Here is a 20,957-nt window from a genome sequence, read left to right on the forward strand (position 1 = left end):
CAGCTATGTTGCCTTTTATCGGCGTCCCTGGGCAATGCCGTCCCGGATCACCATGTCCTTCAGCCGGTCAATATGTATATCAGCGGCGGCCCTGGCATCAGCAGCCCGCCCGTCGCGAATGGCCTCCATGATTTGCCTATGCTCTTCCGGCATGTTCTCCGCCCGGCGGAAGTTATCATAGTATATATAGCGGAATCTCAGAACCAGCTCCTGCAGCTGTTCAATCATTTGTACCAAAATATTGTTGTTGCAGGATTCCACAATGATCCTGTGAAACTTGGTATCATAAGCGATCATATTGGCGGTGTTGCCTTCTGCGACTGCTTGGTTGTAGGAGTCGGACGCTTTTTTTAGTTCCGCCATCTGTCCGTCAGTCATACGAGATGCAGCAAAAAACGCCGCCAGCCCTTCCATGTCCTGGCGCACTTCCAGGATATCAACCATATCCTTTGTGGATATTTGAGAAGCATATGCGCCCCTTCTAGGTTCTATAGTCACCAGACCTTCTTTCTCCAGCTTGCGAATTGCTTCGCGGATTGGAGTCCTGCTGACACCCATGTCTTCTGCCAATTCCACTTCCATCATTCTCGTCCCCGGCACGATCTTTCCAGTCAGTATCTGCATTTTCAGCTCTTCATATACGATTTCTCTAAGGGGTCTATGGTTTTGGATATCAAAATTCAGCATCTTTTTTCCTCTCACATTAATAGGTAGTTCTGGTCCAGAACGTTTCTTTATTATAGGCTTTCAGCTCTTCATAAGCGCGCTGCGCTTCGCCCCTGTTTCTACACAGTGCGAAGATAGTGGGACCACTTCCGCTCATTAAAACTGCCTCTTCGTCAAACAGCCTTTCAACCTTGTTCTTTGTATACATAACATTAGGATACCTTGTAAGAGTAAAATTTTCAAGTACATTGATCATATTTTTTTGAATTATTTTATAATTTTTTTCGGCAAGAGCAGCAACAAGCTCAGCTGTATTGGGACGTTCTTCAATTTTATCAAGTGCAAGTCCCTGATAGACTTCCGCAGTTGACACACCAATAGACGGCTTGGTGAGAACCAGATGGCTCTTTAGCCCGATGATTGGTTCCAAATCAGTTCCTGTTCCCCGGGCCACGGCGCAGTGTGCAGCCAAGGGATCATTGGCAAGTCCCAAATCCGGGTTTTCCTTTGCCTGCCCCATGATGGAAAAGGGAACATCCGATCCAAGTTCACTGCCCATTTCACACATATCTTTCACAGTCAAACCCAAACTCCAAAGTTGATTTAGAGCGTGAAGCACAGCAGCTCCGTTGCTGCTGCCTCCCGCCAGCCCGGCAGCCACGGGAATCCTCTTTTTTATATCGATCCGAATCTTACCGCTGCGTGCTTCTCCGTATTGGCGGATCATCAAATCCGCCGCCTTGTAAGCTAAGTTGCGGCTGTCTCTCGGCAGATAGGGTCTGTTTGTGGATACTTCGATCTCAACTCGGCCGTTTTGGTTTTCAAACCACCGCACTGCAACATCATCGTGCAGTAAAATCTGCTGCATAACCATTTCCACTTGGTGATATCCATTTTCAAGTCTTTTCTTTACGTCCAGGGAAAGATTGATTTTTCCACAGGCTTTTACTTGGATTCTCTGCATCTTCTCCTCCTCAAAAAAGAGCGGGATACCCCCGCTCTTTTTCATTATTTTTTCTTGGAATTGTTTTTGTTCTTGCTGTTCTTCTGTTTTCCCGTCTGGTTCTTCGGTCTGGTTGTTCCTTTATTTGGCTGCTGGGATTTTTTCGGTTTTGCTTTTTTCGGTGCCTTATACTTTCCACCGCCTGCAGAAATCGGTCTCGGCCCCGCCACCCGCTTTTTGTTCGCTTCTTTCTCAAGCAGTTCTTTTTCTTCTTTTGCCCGCTTGGCAGCTCGTTTTGCAGCAGCCGCCGCTTCTTTTTCTTTTGTCTTCTGATCCTTTTCTACGATCTCTTCAACGGATTTACCTGTGCGCTTGGCTTCTTTATATGGATTTACCGTATCATGTTTGCCTTTTGCCGCCTTTTCCTTTTCCATCTGTTTTTTCATGCTTCTGGATGAGAAAAAGATCATGCCGACCATCATCACACCCATCATAACCATGTTTACGGTCATATTTTTGGATTGATCCAGCGTTTTAAATGAAACTTTATCTCCTTTAGCGAGCGTATCTCCGTTGGTAGCCTGAAATTCGGGATCAATGGTCAAGGTATATTCCGTGTCTCCCTGGATTTTAGCGTCTGCGCTGCTGAGAACCATCATCAGCCCGTCTTCGTCGGGGCTGTATGCCACATAGATGGGAACATCCTTGCCTTTTTCATCCACCAGTTTAACAGCTTTTTTGTTGGCCTTGCGAATATCTTTGGACTTGGGCCTTACATCCTGATTAAACCAAATCTTAATACTTGCATTTTCTACTGCGGTCCCCGTAGCTCCGTCCTTTGGGTATTGATCTTTTATCGCCAAGTCGCCTTGTCCTGCAAAACAAACGGATGCTGACATGAATACCAGCATAACGGAAAGGCATAAGATAGCGCCTATTCTTTTCATAGTTGTATTTCCTCCGACTTCTTCTTTCTCAATTGTTTAAAGAATGCTTTGAGTATGTCATGACATTCCTGCTGCATGATGCCCGTCTCAATTTCGACATAATGATTGAGCCGCGGTTCCTGCGGTATATTGAAAACAGAGCCGCATGCGCCTCCCTTGGGATCCATCGTTCCAATGTAAAGTTTTTTAATGCGGGCCCAAACAATGGCTCCCGCACACATGGCACATGGCTCAGCCGTAACATACAGATTACAGCCCAAAAGTCTCCAGCCGCCCAGCACCTGCGCTGCCTCTCGCAAGGCGATCATCTCTGCATGGGCTGTCGGATCTTTTGCTCTCTCTGTTAAATTGTGTCCGCGTCCTATGATCATGCCGTCTTTTTCAACTACGGCTCCAATGGGGACTTCACCCAGATCATAAGCGATTTGCGCCTCTTTTAAGGCTTCTAACATGTACTTCCTCATATACCCTACAATGTTACCATATTTTCTGGTTTCTATCAAGCAAAATTCGCCGTTTAACGGGAAAATCGGGAGGAAGCCGGAGGGTTATTTCTTAAATTCTTCGATTGAACCAGTCGAACGGTTGACTGCCGCAATCCAATAGCCGTAGGCCACTTGCCTATTTTTTAAGGATGCGCCTTCAGCATCGGCTTGATAACCTTCTGCACCCATGATCGGCTGCCAGAGAACAAATCCGGAATTGCCGCTGTCCGGCTGTTCTTGTTCCAAATAGCGGCCCGGTACTCCGATAAAATAGTAGTCCTTGCTCAGGCCAAAGATGAAATGTCTGTATCTGGACATGGTATATTGAGCGCCCGGGGATACCAGCGGGAATTTCCCCAAGTTGACGATCCTTCTCCAGTCAGCTCCAGTTCGGTCTTCCTTAAAAGGAATCAGCCTGTCGTAAAGTTCTTTTTTGTTTTCAATCGCTTCACAGCATTGCAGGACGTAGTGGTTATAATAGTCATTATAGGTCTCGGGCCCTTTCTTGCCTGCGGCTTCAATCTTTGCTTCCAGCGTCCCCCGAAGAATCGGATGAAGCGGCTCCCGATTATCTGTTGCCGATACTGCGACGATTATGGCAATGGTAAAGTAATCCAAGCCGTTTCCATTTCCATCTACATCTGCCGGATTAATTCGAAGATAGGTTTCACCGCGCCCTCTGCTGCTGATCATCAGGTTACCGACAATTTTATAGATTGTTTTTTCATTCTTCTTGCCGAATAAAATCAACTTATAGACATAGCTGCCTCGTTCAAAGCACCTGAGATTTTCTGCTCCTACCCGCAGGGATCCTCGATTTCCACCGGTCTCCAACTTTATGTATCCACGGATTTGTTTGTTTTTGTCCAAGGCAAAGTTCCGGTTCTGTTCATCCAGCATAATAAAGCTTTTTTTATGACTCATATACTCCATGGTCTGCGACCTCCTTGATTTTTCACTGTTTTTCTAGTAATATATGAACAGGTTTAACTGGCTATTCGAATAAAGTGGAGGTATATTTTGTTTTTAGATATCGTTGTTGCTATCATTTTGATCCTGACGATGGTTTCCGGATTCCGCAAAGGGTTTATTTATACATTTACCCATACACTGGGGTGGCTGGGGGCCATGATCGCAGCCTTCTTTTTTGCATCGCCCCTGCGGAAGTATTTGATCGATACTACCCAGCTGGACGATCAGATTTATAAAGCCTTTTATGACAAGCTTTCTCTGTCCTCCGATTCGCTAGCAGCATCATCCGACACGCTGCCCTTGATTTTGGGAAAAGGAATCGACACAGCGGCGTCGGAGGCGGCTCAGAACATTGCCGGCAGGCTGACCGAGCTGACGATGACGATTGTCTCTTTTCTGCTCATCCTGCTGGCCGTCAAATTGATTGCCTTTTTTCTAACCTTGGCCCTATCTAAAAGGCAGAACAAAGGGTTTGTCGGTTTTTTGGACGGGCTGTTGGGCCTGGCTGCCGGTATGATTCGCGGGGTCCTCTTTGTCTTTCTTTTTCTGGCGCTCTTGCTGCCGGTGGTGAATTTGGTATCGCCGGCCAGTACGCAGCTGATTCTGGATAGTCTGGACGCTTCTTATTTCAGCCGGACCCTTTATGACAGCAATTTTATCGTGCTGGTCATCGGCGATTTACTTACATAATGTGATTGTATTAGGGGCTTTATATGACAACAGCGCCGGAAGCCTGATTTCTTATATGAAATCGGTTTCCGGCGCTGATTTTTTTAATCATACGTCGCGTTGTTATTTTACCCGTTTGGCGACAACTGCGAATCTGCCCAGCTTATCCGGCACGTGATAGCTGCAAGTAGATAGGGTAATCAGCTGTTCTCCGTATTGGGCGTCCACTCCCGTGTCGTATTCAGACAGGTTTTTGACTTCCTTGACGTATTCGTTGAACTGTTTCTTTCCAGTAAGCCCTGCGTGGTTATAGTATTTGAACACGTTTTTGTTTTCCGGGTAAATCTGTGAATAAAAGGCTGCTACAATTTCGTATTCTCCTTGTCCACCCTTGTAGATAGTATCGAATTTGATGGTTTTGTGCTCCTGGTAAAAATCTTCTTCCGCAAAATCCAAAAGGTCGTGGAACATGGTTCCGTCCTTCATATTGTGGCCGTAGAGCATCCAGTTAGATGTTGGTTTAAAAATGTCGCTTTGAGCATCCATGAACGGTACGCCGGAGATGCTGTATTCTTTATCAAAATTGCGCCTCAGGTAAAATTCCGGATCGCGCTGTGTCTGCATGACCGGATAATCCATGCGGGTCCCCTCTACCGTAAGCCATCCTATAAGATCGGAATTCTTTTTATAAAGATCCACATATTTTCCGATGACAATCCCTTTGTCTGTCACCAAATCTTCTTGTTCTGTTTTCAGCTCACCCAAATCCGTAAGGGCCTTCTCTGCTCTCCACCCTGTCAGGTAGTGATTGAGGATCGCCCCCAAAGACCCTACGAACACCATCAGGGCGATTACAAAAACAATTTTTCTTCCTGTGCTCATGCTTTCCCCTTTTGCTTCTTTTCTATTCCTATTTTATCATAAAGTGATAGTGGCCGCATTGGTTTTTTATATAATCTGCCCCATTCCGGACAGCGGTGCAAAGCTGTGCCGGATGTTCATGCCCGGTAAAAATCACCGGGTTCCGATTGCTGCAGAAAATACTGTACCTCGCATAAGCGCCAGTATTATTCCAATTCACCCCATTGGCAGCCATATTTCCAACCAGTTTCCATCCAGAACCGCCCGCCGTTATAGGTGAATTTATTTTCAACAATGCCTTTTTTGGTATATTTGATCTTGGTTACACGGCCGTTTTTATAGGTTTTATAAGATAAGGTTACGGATTTCCCCGGAACTATGGTTTTCTTTTTTCCTTTTATTTGAATAATGCCTTTCGCAAACAACTGGTCGTTTGTCATGCTTTCCCATTCTTCTTGAGATAAATTCAAATATAAGTTTAACGCCTTTTGATCCTTAAAGTACCATCCATCCGATTGGAATTGCATTTTTTTGCTGCTTTTATTGGTAATTCTGACAGCTACTTTACTGGTTTTCTTTGTTTTGGAGGCCATCGCATATTCCCAGTTAGGTTCATTTGTTGGAACCGCCCATTCTATACCGCTGAATTCGCTGTATTCCTTACGGCTGCCGCTTTTTTTATAAGCTCTGACTTTATAGAAATAATTCTTGTTCTTCTTAAGCTTTTTGTTCGTCCAGGACACAGTCTTGCCGCTCTTGATGGTCTTGACCTTTTTGTATCTGCCTTTTTCCTTAGTTGCCCGATATACTTCATAGCCCTTGGCGCCCTTCACTCTTTTCCAGGTATTTTTGATGCTGGTGCCGCTGGCTGCGTAATTAACCAGCTTTGGCTTGGACAATTCTGTGTCTGCGGATGCCGTGTCGACAATCATCCCTCCTGGAACAACGGCGAATGCCATGATCATCCCAATGATCAGGGCAGCATGTTTTTTCCTACTGCTCATTTTCCTTTCCTCCTTAATAAAGAGACATCTAAGCGTTTCACCTGCGTCAATTAAATATAATTATCTCGATTATACTTGTATTTGTATTCTGTCTTAAATCCTTTAAAGTGCCTCATTTTTTGATAGCAACCCGGCAGCCTAACCTGGTCTGATTCAGATGGCAAGCCGCGGCATCCTGATAAAGTCTGGCTGCTGGTGCAAATATCGATTTCATCGATATTCCCTTTGTAATTGAAAAGGGGCGGTCGTATAAAAGGAATCATCCCTTCTCCCTCATACGACAGCCCTTTCAAGTTCTTCCTTATTTTACGTGGCTCATTTTGCTGATTTCTTCCATCTTGTACAGCTTTACATCGTGGGCCAGCAGAACGTCAATGGCTTTCTGCGGATCCTGAACTTTAAGCACGATAATTGCCGCGCCTTCCTTGGAACGGATGGTGGAATAAATATAGTCCACGCCGATCTGTTCTTTTGCCAGGATTTCCAGCACATCTGCGAATCCGCCGGGACGGTCTTCCAGCTCCACCGCGATGACTTCTGTGATACTTGCGGTAAATCCGTTTTCCTTGAGCACTTTCGTCGCTTCCTCCGGATCGTCAACAATACATCTGAGGATACCAAAGTCTACTGTATCGGCGATACAGGAAGCTTTGATATCGATTCCATCGTTGCCCAGCACTCTCGTCAGTTCCGCCAGCCTTCCAGTGGTGTTCTCCACGAACACGGACATCTGTTTAATTAACATCTTTGTTACCTCCTAACTCCACACTACAGTTTCCTTGTATCTTCAACTCTAACGGCCTTACCTTCACTTCTAGGAAGGGTTCCGGCATTGAGGAAGCGGATCTTACATCCGATTCCCAGGATGCCTCTCAATTCATGATCGACACGGCTTCTCAGGTTTTCAACAAACTTGATATCATCGATTGCCAGACCATCAGCCAGCTCTACAGCCAGTTCGAAAGTATCCTTGTTGTCCTCTCTGCCCACATACAGCTTGTAGTTCATGGTCAGCGTATCGGCAAACTGAGCGATTACAGTTTCTACCTGTGATGGGAATACATTGACTCCGCGGATAATGAGCATGTCGTCGGTACGTCCGAATACGCGGCTCATTCTCACCAGGGTTCTGCCGCATTTGCATTTTTCATGGGTCAGCGAACAGATATCTCTCGTTCTGTAGCGAACCAGCGGCATACCTTCTTTTCCGATCGTCGTAATGACCAGCTCTCCCTTTTCACCGTCCGGCAGCGGTTCCAGCGTATCCGGGTCGATGATTTCCGGGAAGAAATAGTCCTCCATGATATGCATACCATCGTTTTCGCTGCAGCTTGTGGAAACGCCAGGCCCCATGATCTCGGAAAGTCCGTAAATATCGTGGGCATGAATGCCCAGTCGTTTTTCAATTTCGTTTCTCATGCCTTCTGTCCAGGGCTCTGCTCCGAAAACACCTCCCTGAAGGGGAATTTCATCCGGCTTCAGACCCGCTTTTTCAGCTGCTTCGGCGATGGTCAGAGCATAGGACGGCGTGCAGCAAAGATGAGTGCTCTTCATATCCATCATGAACATCAGCTGTTTCTGGGTGTTGCCGCTGCTCATGGGAATAACGGTAGCGCCCATGGTTTCAGCGCCGATATGTGCTCCCAGACCGCCTGTGAACAGTCCGTATCCATAAGCAACCTGAACGACAGAGCTCTTGGTGGCTCCTGCCATTGATAAACATCTGGCTACGCATTCGCCCCACATATCCAGGTCGCTTCTCGTATAGCCGGCAATCTTGGGTTTTCCGGTGGTTCCGGAGGATGCGTGGATACGCACGATATCATCCATATCGGCCGCAAACAACCCATTGGGATAGTTGTTGGCCAGGTCCTCTTTGGTGATGAACGGCAGTTTTGTAATATCGGACAGCTGCTGGATGTCCTCCGGCTTTACGCCCTTTTCATCCATCTTCGCTCGGTACGGCTGCACATTTTTATAGACATGCGCCACGGTCTTTTTCAATCTTTCCAGCTGAATGGCCTGCATGGTTTCCCGATCAGCGCATTCGATTGCTTCATTCCAAATCATATTTCTTTCACCTCTCCATCGTATTTTCTATGCCTGATAACCCTTTTCAAAAGCGGTTTTATTCAGTTCTACAAATTTTGGTTTTACTGTTTTTTCAATCTGCCGGATCCAGGTTTCCTTAGAGAAAGGCAGCTCTTTGGCCATTGCGCCCAGCAGTACGGTGTTTACGGCTTTGATGCTGCCGCATTCCGTTGCGATGCCCAGTGCATCCAGACAAGTCACTTTGTCCGCGTTATCTTTAAGGAAATCGACGATTTCAGCAGGATACTGGGCCGCTCCCATAATAACCGGCATTGGCTTGATCTGCTGCGTATTGACAAAGATGGCGCCGCCCTGTTTCAGGTAGGGAATCCATCTATACGCCTCCAGTTCTTCAAAGGCTACGATCACATCGGCCCCGCCTTCTTCGATGAGAGGCGAACGCACTTCGTTCTCGCTGATTCTTACATGAGTCACCACGCTCCCGCCCCTCTGGGCCATGCCATGGACTTCCGCCAGCTTTACGTCATACCCTTCCTCCAGGGCGATATTTCCCAGAAGCACGCTGGCCAAAAGAGTCCCCTGGCCGCCGACTCCCACGATCAAGATATTTATGTCTTTCATCTTTATTTTACCTCCTCTTCAATGGCGTCGAACGGGCATACGCGTTTGCACAGCCCGCAGCCAACACAGCGTTCAGCTGCGATTACAGGTTTTCCATTCTCCAGTTCAATGGCAGGGCATCCAATTCCCATGCACATTTTACAGTTCTTGCACTTATCTGTAATCAGATGAGGTATATCCGGCTGCTTGACAATCAAGGCACAGGGCCGCTTGGTAATGATGACCGACAGCTCTTCTCTGGCTGTCTCTTCTTTAACAGCCTTTTCTACAGCTGGCAGGTCGAATGGATCCACTTCCACAATATGCTCTACGCCGCAGGCTTTGCAGAGCTGGGCGATATCGATGGCAGGAGCTTCCTGACCTTTGGCATTCTTTCCAGTGGAAGGGTTATCCTGATGGCCGGTCATGCCAGTGATCCGGTTATCAAGAATAATCACCGTTCCAGTCGCCTGATTATAGTTCATATTAATCAATCCGGTAACGCCGGAATGGAAGAAAGTCGAATCTCCCAGAACAGCTACCGTATCTCTGGCCGCCTCTTTACCTCTAGCCTTTTCGAATCCGTGGGCCATGGTGATGGATGCGCCCATGCACAGACAGGCATCCATTGCCGATGTTGGAGGCAGGGAGCCCAAAGTATAACATCCAATATCGCCCATGACATGCTTTTTCAGTTTTCCCAATATGTAGAACAGTCCTCGATGCGGGCATCCCGCGCACATGAGCGGCGGTCTTGCCGGCGCCTCCTGTGGGGCTACATGCTCTGGCGCTTCTCCGGTAAAGGCCTCCCGGATCATGTTGGCCGAGTATTCTCCCTGAATCGTGAACATCGCCTTGCCTTTTGTCGGAATACCCATGGCGCGAATCTGTTCTTCGAAGAAGGGGTTTCCCTCTTCAATTACATAGACCTCTTCCACCTGCTTTGCAAACTCTTCAATAAGAGCTTTGGGCAGCGGGTTGATGATGCCCATTTTGAGGACGCTGGCCTGAGGCAGCGCTTCTTTTACATACTGATAGCAGATTCCGCTAGTTATGATACCGATCTTTTTATCATTCAGTTCTATGCGGTTGATTGGAAAATCTTTTGAATCTTCTTCAATCTGGTTCAGCCGCTTTTCCTGAATCACATGCAGCTTTTTGGCCATAGCCGGCATCGCTACATATTTTTGAATATTTTTTTCGTAAGGGATCAGTTCTTTTTCCTTGCGATCTTCTACGGTAACGATTCCTCTGGAGTGGGAAATCCTTGTATTGGACCTCATGAGAACCGGCGTGTCGTATTTTTCGCTCAGTTCATAAGCGTATTTCATAAAGTCTTTGCATTCCTGCGCATTAGCCGGTTCCAGTATCGGTACGCCCGCGCCTCTGCCGTGGTAGCGGGAATCCTGCTCATTCTGGCTGGAGTGGCATCCGTTGTCGTCAGCTACCAAAACCACCAGTCCGCCGGTAACACCTGTATATGCAGCAGTAAAAAACGGATCGGCTGCTACGTTAAGACCTACATGTTTCATGCAGGATAACGCTCTGGCACCGCCGATGGATGCGCCTACCGCCACTTCTGTTCCCACTTTTTCATTGGGGGCCCATTCCACATGCATTTCGTCATACTGAGCCGCAGCTTCCGTGACTTCTGTACTGGGTGTTCCCGGGTAGGAAGAAATGACTCTTACTCCCGCTTCAAAGGCCCCTCTAGCAAAGGCCTCATTTCCTAACATTATTTTCTTTTCCATGTCCAACCTCTTTACTCTATTTATTTTTTCTATGATCGATGACTCTCTTGGCTTTTCCTTCAAATCTGGGCAGTGTACCTGGAGATACCAGCGACACCTTGGCGTCAATGTTTAAAATGACCCTCAGGTTGTGCTTGATCTTGGCTCTGAGCTCTTCCAGCTTGGTGAAATCGTCCAAAAGTGAAGCATCGGAGAATTCCACTTTTACTTCGATTCGATCCATATATCCTTCGGTGGTGAGCACGATCTCGTAAAACGGCTCCACTTCCTTCATACTCATGATAACAGATTCAATCTGAGAGGGGAATACGTTGACGCCTCGAATCACCAGCATATCGTCGGTTCTTCCCTGAACTTTCGCCATGCGCATGGTCGTGCGGCCGCACTGACAGGGCTGGTCATTGAACCAGCTGATATCTCTGGTTCTATATCTAAGTACAGGAAAGGCCTGTTTTGTCAGCGTGGTGATGACGAGTTCGCCTTTTTCTCCTACAGGAAGCGGCTCCAGCGTGTTTGGATCAATAATCTCGGAAAAGTATTGATCTTCTGCGATGTGCATGCCCTGTTTTAAGTAACATTCACCCGAGTATCCCGGTCCGCCGACTTCCGAAAGGCCGTAATTTTCAGTGGCCAGAATGCCCAGCTGCTTTTCAATCTTGGCGCGCATTTCCTCGGTGTGGCCTTCTCCTCCAAAGAGAGCAAGGCGCAGCTTAATCTTGTCCTTATCAATGCCCTTTTTCTCCATTTCATCCGCCAGGTAAAGGGCGTAGGACGGGGTCGCAATCAAGATGGTGGAGCCGAAATCCTGCATGAGCATCAGCTGCCGTTCCGTGTTTCCGCTGGAAAGAGGCACAACCATGGCCCCCAGCTTTTCCATGCCGTAATGCAAGCCGAATCCGCCGGTAAAAAGCCCGTAGCCAAAGGCAATCTGAACAATATCATCGGGAGTTCCGCCTGCAGCGCAGATGACTCTAGCCATGATCTCGGACCAGTTATCTAAATCCTGTTTGGTATAGCCTACGATTTTTGGCTTTCCTGTGGTCCCGGAAGAACCGTGGATCCGGACGACGTCTCTTTTATCAACGGCAAACATGCCGAACGGATAGCTGTCTCTCAGGTCATCTGCAGTGGTAAAGGGTAGATGGCGCACATCGTCCAGCGTTTTTATGTGCTCCGGCTTTAATCCGATCTCATCAAATTTGCGTTTGTACAGGGGCACTCTGTTATAGCAGACATCCACAATTTTTTTCAGCCGCTCCAGCTGAATTTGGCGGATGGTTTCTCTGTCAGCGCACTCCATCTGTCTGTTCCAAATAATGTGTTCCATATTTTCTCTCATCTTTTTTCTTTCTTTTTCCTCAAATTTCAGGCATTCGAGCCCAATTCGCTAATAGAAATATTTTATAACATATTTCCCAAAAAATCAAACCCTTCCAGGAAGCTTATCAGATTTACACAACTTTATCGGTTTGGAAGCTGCGGGGCCGGTGCTTTTTGGTTTACCATAATGAAAACAACTTATTTTTCTTTCAAGTTAGTGTAAATTTTGTGGGTTTGCAGCCTTGAAATTTTTCAATATGTAGATTTTCAATGATTTTCACACAATTAACCTCTGAACAATAAAAATTGCACTAATTTTGATTGAAGCTGCAAAATTAGTGCAATCCTAGACACCAGGCCACTTTAGATGGCTGCCGTATGAAACAAATTGCTTTTTATATTTTTACTTTATTTCTTTGTACTTCTTTTTCTTCGCCCAGTTGCAATTACAGCGCCGGCAGCAGCGGCCGCCAGGATCAGCAGCGCAACATAAAGCGCCATGTTGGTATCATCTCCCGTTTTTACATCCGGGTCTGCATCAGCATCTTCCTCTGTGGTAGTTGCTGACCATTATAAGAGTTACATTTCAGTTCCTTCTCCAAAACAATCTCATTTAATTATGCTGCAAGAAGAATTCCACGCCATTATTCTCTCCCACTTTTCCCAAGTACCACTTGCCTCCATAGCGGAAAAAGAAACAAAGAATTGAATTCTTTCCATGCGTCACAGCATCAGCAGTTTCAAACTTTATGCGCTCTGACTGCTGCGGTCCGATCGAAAAATCCGCCTCCGCACAACAGTCCCAAGACCCGGCGGAACCGATCTCATCTATGTAATGCGCCTGCCTGGAAATCAGCATGTCCGAATTCCCGTGATTGTTCAGCTCCAGTTCCACATGGTCGTCCATACCTGTATCATAATGCAGCTTTGCTGTAAAATTAACTTCTGTATCCGGGTGGGGCCGCATCCCTCCTTTTTGTCCGGCCGTATCAGCAAATACCAAGCTGGATGCTACGGTCAACGTCATAAGGGCAAATAAAATACCCGCTATTTTTCTTTTCATGTTCTTCTCCTTTGTAAAAGTTACACAATCAGCATAAATAGCAGGTTCATCTTATGTATGTTTCTTTCTTGATAAAATTGTGCTCGTCTCCATTGTAGCCGATTTTCAGGAGCGCTGTCATCGTACAAATTCCATTTTTTTTCGACGATTTATCCGCGGGCATCAGCCTTTACTCTTGCGGACGGCTCAGCGGCATCCTCTTGGTTCCGGTTCATTGTTTTTTTCTTTTGACGCAGTACGGATTTTTACTGGTGGAAACCCCGCTTTGGTGCTATACTTTAATTGCTGATTGAAATAGTTATTGAGGGAGCAAGGATGATTTCAAATACAATCTTTATCACATATACCATTATGTGTTTTATCGGCCTGCAGGCCGTTACCCTGGTGATCATGATCATCAAACACAATGATTCCGGAAGCACGGAACTTCTAAAGGCTGCAAGAAATTTTGTGATCATTTCTGTAATTCTGGGGCTTTTTTATTACATTACCTATTACCGCGAACTGGTGCTGCATCAATTCACTGCCGGAATCTTTCTCCGTGCTCTTGACGCGGTGATTTTTTATGCACTAGGTCTTACTTGGGTCAAGCTGATTGATAAAATTATCGCTTCACCCAGTCCCCGCATGGACTGGTGGCGCAAATATACGGACAAAGCCTTTGCCTGCCTGATGTTTCTATCAGCGGTCATTTACATATTCCTGCTGGATGAAAATTATCGCACCCATGCGATCTGGTCGGAAGCGGTGGTTATAACCTGGGAAGTTGTCCTCGGCCTCACTGTAGTTGTGTTTACCCTTGCCTATATTTTGATCGGCTATAAAGATCTCACTGATACAGCCAGCAGGGGATACATTATCGTCATCAGTCTGCTGGTCAACTTCAATAACCTGTGGAATAACACTCTGGTTATTTCCGTATTCACTAGAGAAAGAAGCCTGAACATCAGTCTCTCCATGCTCTATGGCATCACTTCTATTCTGCTGCTGGTGATTAATTTGTTTACCGTTCTTTATTTATATAAGAAGGATTTTTCTCCTTTTTATTTTGGCAAAAAGGAACAGGTCTCCCGGGAGCTCACTGAGGAAGCATTCCTGGATTTGGTCGCACAAAGCCGCCGTCTTACCGAGCGGGAGCGGGATGTGATGATCCTGGCTTATCAGGGGCTGACGAATCCGGACATCGCAGAAAAGTTATTTATATCCAAACATACGGTAAAGCGGCATATGCACAATATCTTTGAAAAGTTAGAAGTCGCTTCCAGAATGGAGCTGGTCCATTTGATTCAGTCCAAGGATTACAGCAAGTATCAGGATGCGTCCGGGGAAGGATGAATTAAGACAGTCTGACAGCGGTTTCGCCTTGAAATGCCGACTCGCGTTATACGAAAATAACGGCATTTGAAAACAAGTCCCGTTATTATAATACTATCTAATGTGGCTGCGTCCCGTTAAACGGGGGCAGCCTTACTTTTTTTGGGCGAAACTGTCAGAATCAAAGCCTTTCAGACGCAATTATGATACTGGGCCCTTTGGGGAGGCGTCCTCCAGGCGACCCACGCGGCCTAGGGCGGTCTATGAAAATTTTTTACAGGTTTTTAGAAAATTGCCCTCTGGAGGTTGAAAGCAGCTACAAAATCCCTGAAATTTCGTTTTTCTGTATCCTCCTGATGCCTGGTGCCAGTCACCCTGCAGCCGCCTCGCATTCCGGTAAACGTTTCCGCAAGGCCAAGGGCAGCTCCGCCATCCAGCAAAAACCTGAATCGTTTTCTGAAAAGTTGCAGAATTCAGCCAAAAAAGTTTAACTGCTGACACCAGTCTTTTCTTTTATCGCCAAAAACTTTAAGTCTATTATTAGTCCGATAATTCTGTATCTTTCGGGCCTGTTCGATTAAATCCTTGAAATTCCAACACAATAACCCATCCGGTCCATAGCGTTTTTGCTTAAATAACCCACGTGGCTAATTGTCAGAAGGTTTTGTTTTGCCATAAAATACAGTTACACTTTTAAATGTGTCCGCGCAAAGATGCGGCACAAAGCTATTATGTAAATTGGAGGAACAGAAGATGAAATTACTTATTATCGGAGCAGGCGGCGTAGGAACATCAGCGGCAAAGATCATTGAACGCAGAGGCGCAGAAGGCGACTGGGCAGAAAAAGTAGTAGTGGCTGACTACGATTTCGACAGAGCAAAGAAAGTTGCCAATGAGATTTGCGGCGGCGGAAAATTCGTTCCGGCTCAGATCAATGCCATGGACGCAGAAAGCATTAAATCGGTAGTAAAAGAACACGATGTTGACTTCGCAATGAACGCTTGCGATCCTAGAATGAACGAAACGATCTTCGACACTTGCCTGGAAGCAGGAATCGGATATCTGGACTGCGCGATGACTCTGGGAACTGAGCATCCGGAAAAGCCTTATGAGCTGGCTAACATCAAGCTGGGTGACTACCAGTTCGCGAAGCAGAAGGAATGGGAAGCTTCCGGTAAAATCGCAGTATGCGGATCCGGTGTTGAACCTGGTATGGCGGACGTATTCGCTAAATATGCACAGAAGCACCTGTTTGATACCATCGATCGTGTAGACGTAAGAGACGGCGACAACTATGGAAATACTGATTCCGACTTCGGTTTCTCCGTATGGACGACCATCGAAGAATGTCTGCAGCCGCCAGTAATCTGGGAAAAGAACGAAGAGCATCCGGAAGGCCACTGGTTCTGTACCGAGCAGTTCTCCGAGCCTGAAGTATTCAACTTCCCTGGCGGAATCGGCGACGTAGAAGTTGTTAACGTAGAACACGAAGAAGTACTGCTGGTTCCAAGAGAAATCGACTGTAACCGCGTAACCTTCAAATACGGCGTACCTGCTGACTTCAGAAGAAAGCTGCTGGTGCTGCATGAGTATGGACTGGCTGACAAGAAGACCAAGATCAAGGTCGGCGACAGCGAAATTACACCGAGAGACTTCGTATGTAAGGTAATTCCGAGCCCGGTAGACGCTACCACAACCATGACCGGAAAAGGCTGCGCAGGAACATGGGTAACAGGCTGGAAAGACGGAAAATACAGATCCATTTACCTGTATCAGATCGCAGACAATCAGGATTGCATCAAGAAGTATACAACCAACTCTGTAGTAGCACAGACAGCAGTAGGCCCAGTTATCATGATGGAACTGATCGCCAAAGGCATTTGGAGCGATGCCGGTGCATGGGGACCAGAACACTTTGATCCAGATCCATTCGTAGAAAGACTGGCTAAGTATGAATTCCCGGCTGGAATCAGAGAAATGGATTCCGAATATGCGGATATGCTCAACGAGCAGGCAATGCTGGAACAGTTAAAATAAAACTATTTCGCAAAATACGGATATTAGCAGGGCCGGCGCATTGACCCGGCTCTGCTCTTCCATTTTATTACGCTATTGAAAGGAAAATTGCTGTTATGTCACAAAAAAAGAAGATTTCCACCTTTGCCCTGGTAATGATGATCTGCGTTACCGTTGCAGGCGGTGGATTTGGGATCGAGGACCTGGTTGGTTCTGTCGGACCTGGAATGACGCTTTTAGTATTTATCCTGATTCCATTCGTTTGGTCCCTTCCTTTTGGACTCTCTTCCGCCGAACTGTCTTCCGCATATCCTGAAGACGGCGGAATGTACACTTGGGCAAAAAATGGCCTGGGCGAAAAAGCCGGTTTTGTCAGCGGCTGGTGTTACACCATTGCTGGATTCGTTGAACCTGCAACCTTCGCCGTATTAAGCGCCAATTACATGAAAATGCTCCTGCCCATCGAAGTTAACGATTTTGTTTACTGGTGCCTGTGCGCGGCTCTCATTGTTATTTTTGCTATTATTAATGTCATCGGTATCAAACTCGTTAGTAACATGGCGACGGTTGTTACACTCCTGTGCATCATTCCATTTATCGTTCTGGTGGTTCTGTCCCTGATGGATATCAACTACAGCCCGGTAGAGCCAATGCTTCCTGAAAACATGTCCTTCCTGGAAGCTGCTGGCAACGGACTTTTGATCGGCATCTGGTTCAACACCGGATTTGAAACCATCTCCACCATGTCCGGAGATATTGAAAACGGATCGAAAAAGGTTCCAAAAGCGATTGTAATCGCCATTCCCTTTATCTCTGTAATGTATATCCTGTGGGTAATTCCTGCGCTGGCTTCCGTTGGAAACTGGCAGGATTGGTCCTCCGAAGGTCCTCTTTCCTTCGTAGAAATCGGACAGATCGTAGGCGGGGCTCCTTTGAGATGGGCGTTCGTCGCTGCAGGAAGCCTGGCCAGCATGATGATTCTCTGCGAATACATACTGGCTTACGCATATGTAATGAAATCCTTTAGTGAAAAGGGACAGTTTTTCAAGATTTTCTCCAAAGAACATAAAAAGTTCAAAACGCCTTACATGGCGATCATCATTCTCTCTGGTGTCAGCATCGTTTTATGTTCTTCCGGCAGCTTCATTGAGTTCGTAGGAATTGCCTCGATCTTATATGCGGTTCCCGTTATCATGATGTTCATCGCAAACATCAAGCTGAGAGTTAAAAATCCGGATTTGAGGCTGGACTTTAAAGTTCCGCTTCCCAACAAGGCCTATATTGTGTATTTGTGTTTTCCAATCGTCATCTACGGCGCCAGCGTGTTTACAGACAACTGGATCGTAGGATTAGGCCTGGCTGCCACCTCTATTCCAGCTTACCTCTTCTTCAAAAAGCTGTACAGAGGCGGACGCTACTGGGAAGAATGTCATAAAAACGAGGAGAAACGCTCCGCATAAAAAACATTTGTTATTTTCGCAATAAATTCTTCTGACATAAAGGAAGGGGAGGATAGCCGATCGGTTATCCTCCCTTTTCATATTTACTCACTGGCAGCTATTTAATATCATATTTGATCAGCGTCTCGATCAGCTCTCTCTGCTTGGACAGGGGATCCTTCTCTACCTTCCATTCCTCGCCGATGATCATGGTCTGCCTGGTATCGCCGTTGTACTGGGGCCAATCGGCTCCTTCGATGCTGGGATCGCCGGTCTTGGCAAAGTTGACCCAGGCCTCCTGTACTTTCGCAGCCAACTCCTTATTGGGGTTTTCGCCGGTAAAGGAAGTATCCTGCAGGTTGTTGAATACATAGGACAGTTCCACCGCGTGACAGGCTCCGTAGCGCTCGATGGCGGATGGATAGGTCCAATAATACATGTAGGTCTTGCCGCCTGCTTTGGCATGATTAGCCGCTTCAATGCATGCCGGTACGCGGAAGGCGATGTCATTGTAAAACTCTACGGTTTTCCACGGTTCTTCCTTGTCGCTCTGTAAAGAGATAAATTCGTCTACGGTCTTTCGGTCTTTTTTGCTCATTGCCTCTTTATCCCCTGCAAAACGCTCCGCCATCCAGCCCTGGAAGGCCTCATAGTTTTCCTCTTCATCCCCTACGGCCATTTCGCCGATCCAGTAGTTCCACTCATTTTTATTGGTGCCGATCATTAGATCCACATCTTTGCCCGCGCCCTTTTCATAAGCAGCATACAGTTCCTCCAGAGATTCAGGCAGTACCTTTCCGTCACGCTGGGGCATATTGGTCAGATCATTGACCGTCGTTCCTTCATCATCAATTTCTGCAGCATTGATCTTCTTTAGTTCCTCTTCGGACAGCGCCGCCAGTTCTTTCATATTCTTGGCGCCGCTTACCTCCAGAATCGTCTTGGTAAGTTCCTGGCAGTCCTCCTTGCTGTAAGTCAGAGCAGCTGATCCGCTCTCAGAAATGCAGCGCTTAAAGAGCCCCTTCGCTTCATCCATGGCCAGCATCAGAGATGTGGTTCCACCGCCTGCCGATTCACCGAAGATCGTTACATTCTCCGGGTCGCCTCCAAATTGCGCGATATTTTCTTTCACCCATTTCAGCGCCTGGACGTGATCCAGCAGGCCCAGATTGGGCGCATCCCCGTAATCGCTTCCGCCCTCAACGGAGGAAAAATCGATAAATCCCATGATTCCAATTCGATAATTGGCTGTCACCAGGATCACATCATCGTGGGCCTTAACAAAACTCTGTCCGTCATACAGCGGATCGCCGGAACCGCCCCAGCCATATGCGCCGCCATGGAAAAATACCATGACCGGTTTCTTTTCATCGCTGTTAGGCGATGCGGTCCAAACGTTGAGAGTCAGACAGTCTTCACTCTGCTCCCGCTTGGATGCTGCTTCTGAAAACCATTCGGTCTGGATCGCCGAATAACCATAATCGAAAGCATCCACATCCTCATCGCTGTCATCCGGGTCCTGCGGCGCTTTCCACCTCAAATCGCCTGTCGGCGCTTTTGCATAAGGGATCCCTTTATAGGAAGATACGCCCTCATTTACCGTACCGATCATATTGCCGTTCTGACACTTTACACCGTCCGCCGCCTCTGCCTTTTCTTTCTCCTGACTGCCGCATCCGGCGAGGAGACCAAGGCACAAAATCAGGATTGCGGCCGCGATCAAACTTTTTCTCTTCATGAAAAAACCTCCTTTCAAGGTAACATCTTGCGGTGAGTGTACTTGAATAGAGGCGGTTTTGTCTATCACCCAGGTGGGTGGTTTTTTGATTAATTCGAATATTTGGTCATTTCTTTTTCAGAATTGATGAGATGGACCAGCTCGATCCTTGTGGAAACATCCATTTTTTCAAAAATGTTGTGGATATGCTGTTTTACGGTGTTGCGGGAGATGCAGAGCTGCTGGGCAATGTCCGGATTGGATAGTCCGTCGTAAACCAGCTCCATGATCTCTCGCTCGCGGCGGGTAAGGCGATGTTTTTCCGCTGCCAAATCCAGCGGGGAGATCTGCGGCATCGTCTCTTGCTGGGCATCCGCTCCCTTTTGGGCAGGCGGGCCGGCAATATAGATGGGTGTGAAATCCGTTCGAAAAATAAAGATCAGCGTCGCCAGGCCTATGACAGCCAGCAGCGGCCCCGTAGGGTCAAAGGTATGCAGATCCCAGGCGGAAATGCCGAACTTTCCAAAATACAATTTTAAATTAACGGCAGCCTGGGACAGATCCAGCAGGATCAAGGCTGCGGAAACTACGAAAATATAAATCCTGTGCATAAGGAGGGGCACATCCCTGGCCGCTTTCCAGCAGCCGTATAGAATCAGAAGTATGGTCAGGACAATAAACAGCATTTCCACGTAAGATAGCGGCCCGGCTGCGCCGGATTGATGGATCTGGTAATAACCATCCATAAAGACGCCGGTCATGATGCAGGAAAAAACAGACCGCAGGCCCACAATGACGACCGCCGCCGCAAGGAACCGTCGGGCTGCTACCAGTTCCTCATCCAGGCTGCCAATGAGCAGCAGCCACAGCAGCATGATCCCGCATCCCACCAGATAATCCAGCAGTCTCCATCCCAGGCCCAATTCATAAACTTGCAAGACATTCTCTCTATAATAAAAAAGAAAATACAGCAGGCTGTAGAGAAAGGCGCAAGTAACAAAAGACAGTACGCAGGTGTACTGTCTTGTTCTGTGAAAAGGCCGGGATACCGCGGCCAGACCCATGGCAGCGATCCCTGCCAGACCCAAAAACACCGCGGCCATGTATCCAAAGAAAACGATATTTATATACATTTTCC

Annotated in this window: 20 protein-coding genes and 1 pseudogene; 5 read left to right on the plus strand and 16 right to left on the minus strand. The window is 47.0% G+C overall.

The genetic code is table 11. The features are described 5' to 3' along the window. Nucleotides 1-15: 15 nt before the first annotated feature. From LG211_RS06945 to LG211_RS06965, 5 genes are all read right to left on the minus strand, one after another. Nucleotides 16-687, minus strand: coding sequence for a GntR family transcriptional regulator (locus tag LG211_RS06945; RefSeq protein ID WP_148397927.1), 672 nt, complete (start codon nt 685-687; stop codon nt 16-18). Between the two features lie 16 nt (nt 688-703). Beyond that, nucleotides 704-1,630 (minus strand): 4-(cytidine 5'-diphospho)-2-C-methyl-D-erythritol kinase, encoded by a 927-nt coding sequence (gene ispE, locus LG211_RS06950; protein WP_269477227.1) that lies wholly within the window; start codon nt 1,628-1,630, stop codon nt 704-706. A gap of 44 nt (nt 1,631-1,674) precedes the next feature. Continuing rightward, nucleotides 1,675-2,556: an Ig-like domain-containing domain gene (locus LG211_RS06955; protein WP_148397929.1), complete on the minus strand. Its 882-nt coding sequence runs from the start codon at nt 2,554-2,556 to the stop codon at nt 1,675-1,677. Next, a complete protein-coding gene (gene tadA, locus LG211_RS06960) occupies nt 2,553-3,008 on the minus strand; it encodes a tRNA adenosine(34) deaminase TadA (protein WP_148397930.1) in 456 nt (151 codons plus the stop codon). The genes LG211_RS06955 and tadA overlap by 4 nt, the downstream gene beginning before the upstream one ends. Before the next feature lie 96 nt (nt 3,009-3,104). Next, nucleotides 3,105-3,974 (minus strand): hypothetical protein, encoded by an 870-nt coding sequence (locus LG211_RS06965; RefSeq protein ID WP_148397931.1) that lies wholly within the window; start codon nt 3,972-3,974, stop codon nt 3,105-3,107. Nucleotides 3,975-4,061: 87 nt separating this feature from the next. Between LG211_RS06965 and LG211_RS06970 the strand changes: the two genes are divergently transcribed. Beyond that, nucleotides 4,062-4,703 (plus strand): CvpA family protein, encoded by a 642-nt coding sequence (locus tag LG211_RS06970; protein WP_148397932.1) that lies wholly within the window; start codon nt 4,062-4,064, stop codon nt 4,701-4,703. A 102-nt stretch (nt 4,704-4,805) separates the two neighbouring features. Here LG211_RS06970 and srtB read toward each other — a convergent pair whose 3' ends face one another. The 9 genes and pseudogenes from srtB to LG211_RS07015 form a co-directional block, all read right to left on the minus strand. Further along, nucleotides 4,806-5,564, minus strand: a complete 759-nt coding sequence (srtB, locus tag LG211_RS06975; RefSeq protein ID WP_148397933.1) for a class B sortase — start codon at nt 5,562-5,564, stop codon at nt 4,806-4,808. Nucleotides 5,565-5,749: 185 nt separating this feature from the next. After that, a complete protein-coding gene (locus LG211_RS06980) occupies nt 5,750-6,547 on the minus strand; it encodes a hypothetical protein (RefSeq protein WP_253020576.1) in 798 nt (265 codons plus the stop codon). A 301-nt stretch (nt 6,548-6,848) separates the two neighbouring features. Then, nucleotides 6,849-7,292: an acetolactate synthase gene (locus LG211_RS06985; protein ID WP_148397935.1), complete on the minus strand. Its 444-nt coding sequence runs from the start codon at nt 7,290-7,292 to the stop codon at nt 6,849-6,851. A 23-nt stretch (nt 7,293-7,315) separates the two neighbouring features. Next, on the minus strand, nt 7,316-8,617 hold the full coding sequence (locus LG211_RS06990; RefSeq protein WP_148397936.1) for a phenylacetate--CoA ligase family protein: 1,302 nt from the start codon (nt 8,615-8,617) through the stop codon (nt 7,316-7,318). A 27-nt stretch (nt 8,618-8,644) separates the two neighbouring features. After that, on the minus strand, nt 8,645-9,220 hold the full coding sequence (locus LG211_RS06995) for an indolepyruvate oxidoreductase subunit beta (protein WP_253020577.1): 576 nt from the start codon (nt 9,218-9,220) through the stop codon (nt 8,645-8,647). Nucleotides 9,221-9,222: 2 nt separating this feature from the next. Continuing rightward, a complete protein-coding gene (gene iorA / locus LG211_RS07000) occupies nt 9,223-10,950 on the minus strand; it encodes an indolepyruvate ferredoxin oxidoreductase subunit alpha (protein ID WP_148397938.1) in 1,728 nt (575 codons plus the stop codon). Nucleotides 10,951-10,966: 16 nt separating this feature from the next. Beyond that, nucleotides 10,967-12,277 carry a phenylacetate--CoA ligase family protein gene (locus LG211_RS07005; RefSeq protein WP_253020579.1) on the minus strand — a complete coding sequence of 437 codons (1,311 nt, stop codon included), beginning with the start codon at nt 12,275-12,277 and terminating at the stop codon, nt 10,967-10,969. 401 nt (nt 12,278-12,678) lie between these two features. Continuing rightward, nucleotides 12,679-12,792 (minus strand): annotated as a pseudogene (locus LG211_RS07010) (LPXTG cell wall anchor domain-containing protein); the annotation flags it as partial. A 91-nt stretch (nt 12,793-12,883) separates the two neighbouring features. Beyond that, the gene (locus tag LG211_RS07015; protein WP_148397940.1) at nt 12,884-13,333 is read right to left on the minus strand and encodes a hypothetical protein; all 450 of its coding nucleotides are present in this window, start codon (nt 13,331-13,333) and stop codon (nt 12,884-12,886) included. 315 nt (nt 13,334-13,648) lie between these two features. Here LG211_RS07015 and LG211_RS07020 point away from each other — a divergent pair, with 315 nt between their 5' ends. From LG211_RS07020 to LG211_RS07035, 4 genes are all read left to right on the plus strand, one after another. Further along, complete coding sequence (locus tag LG211_RS07020) at nt 13,649-14,668, plus strand: response regulator transcription factor (RefSeq protein WP_148397941.1); 1,020 nt, start codon at nt 13,649-13,651, stop codon at nt 14,666-14,668. A 242-nt stretch (nt 14,669-14,910) separates the two neighbouring features. After that, nucleotides 14,911-15,138 (plus strand): hypothetical protein, encoded by a 228-nt coding sequence (locus LG211_RS07025; RefSeq protein ID WP_269477228.1) that lies wholly within the window; start codon nt 14,911-14,913, stop codon nt 15,136-15,138. Nucleotides 15,139-15,400: 262 nt separating this feature from the next. Beyond that, entirely contained in the window at nt 15,401-16,684 is a 1,284-nt protein-coding gene (locus tag LG211_RS07030) for a saccharopine dehydrogenase family protein (RefSeq protein ID WP_148397942.1), read from the plus strand. Between the two features lie 95 nt (nt 16,685-16,779). Continuing rightward, nucleotides 16,780-18,123, plus strand: coding sequence for an APC family permease (locus LG211_RS07035; RefSeq protein WP_269477229.1), 1,344 nt, complete (start codon nt 16,780-16,782; stop codon nt 18,121-18,123). Nucleotides 18,124-18,220: 97 nt separating this feature from the next. On the opposite strand, the gene LG211_RS07040 is transcribed toward LG211_RS07035, so the two are convergent. Beyond that, a complete protein-coding gene (locus LG211_RS07040) occupies nt 18,221-19,840 on the minus strand; it encodes a carboxylesterase/lipase family protein (RefSeq protein ID WP_269477230.1) in 1,620 nt (539 codons plus the stop codon). An 89-nt stretch (nt 19,841-19,929) separates the two neighbouring features. Next, nucleotides 19,930-20,952, minus strand: coding sequence for a helix-turn-helix transcriptional regulator (locus LG211_RS07045; protein WP_148397945.1), 1,023 nt, complete (start codon nt 20,950-20,952; stop codon nt 19,930-19,932). Nucleotides 20,953-20,957 lie beyond the last annotated feature (5 nt).

Origin of the sequence: Hominibacterium faecale, assembly GCF_020734085.1 — a bacterium.
Lineage (GTDB): Bacteria > Bacillota > Clostridia > Peptostreptococcales > Anaerovoracaceae > Hominibacterium > Hominibacterium faecale.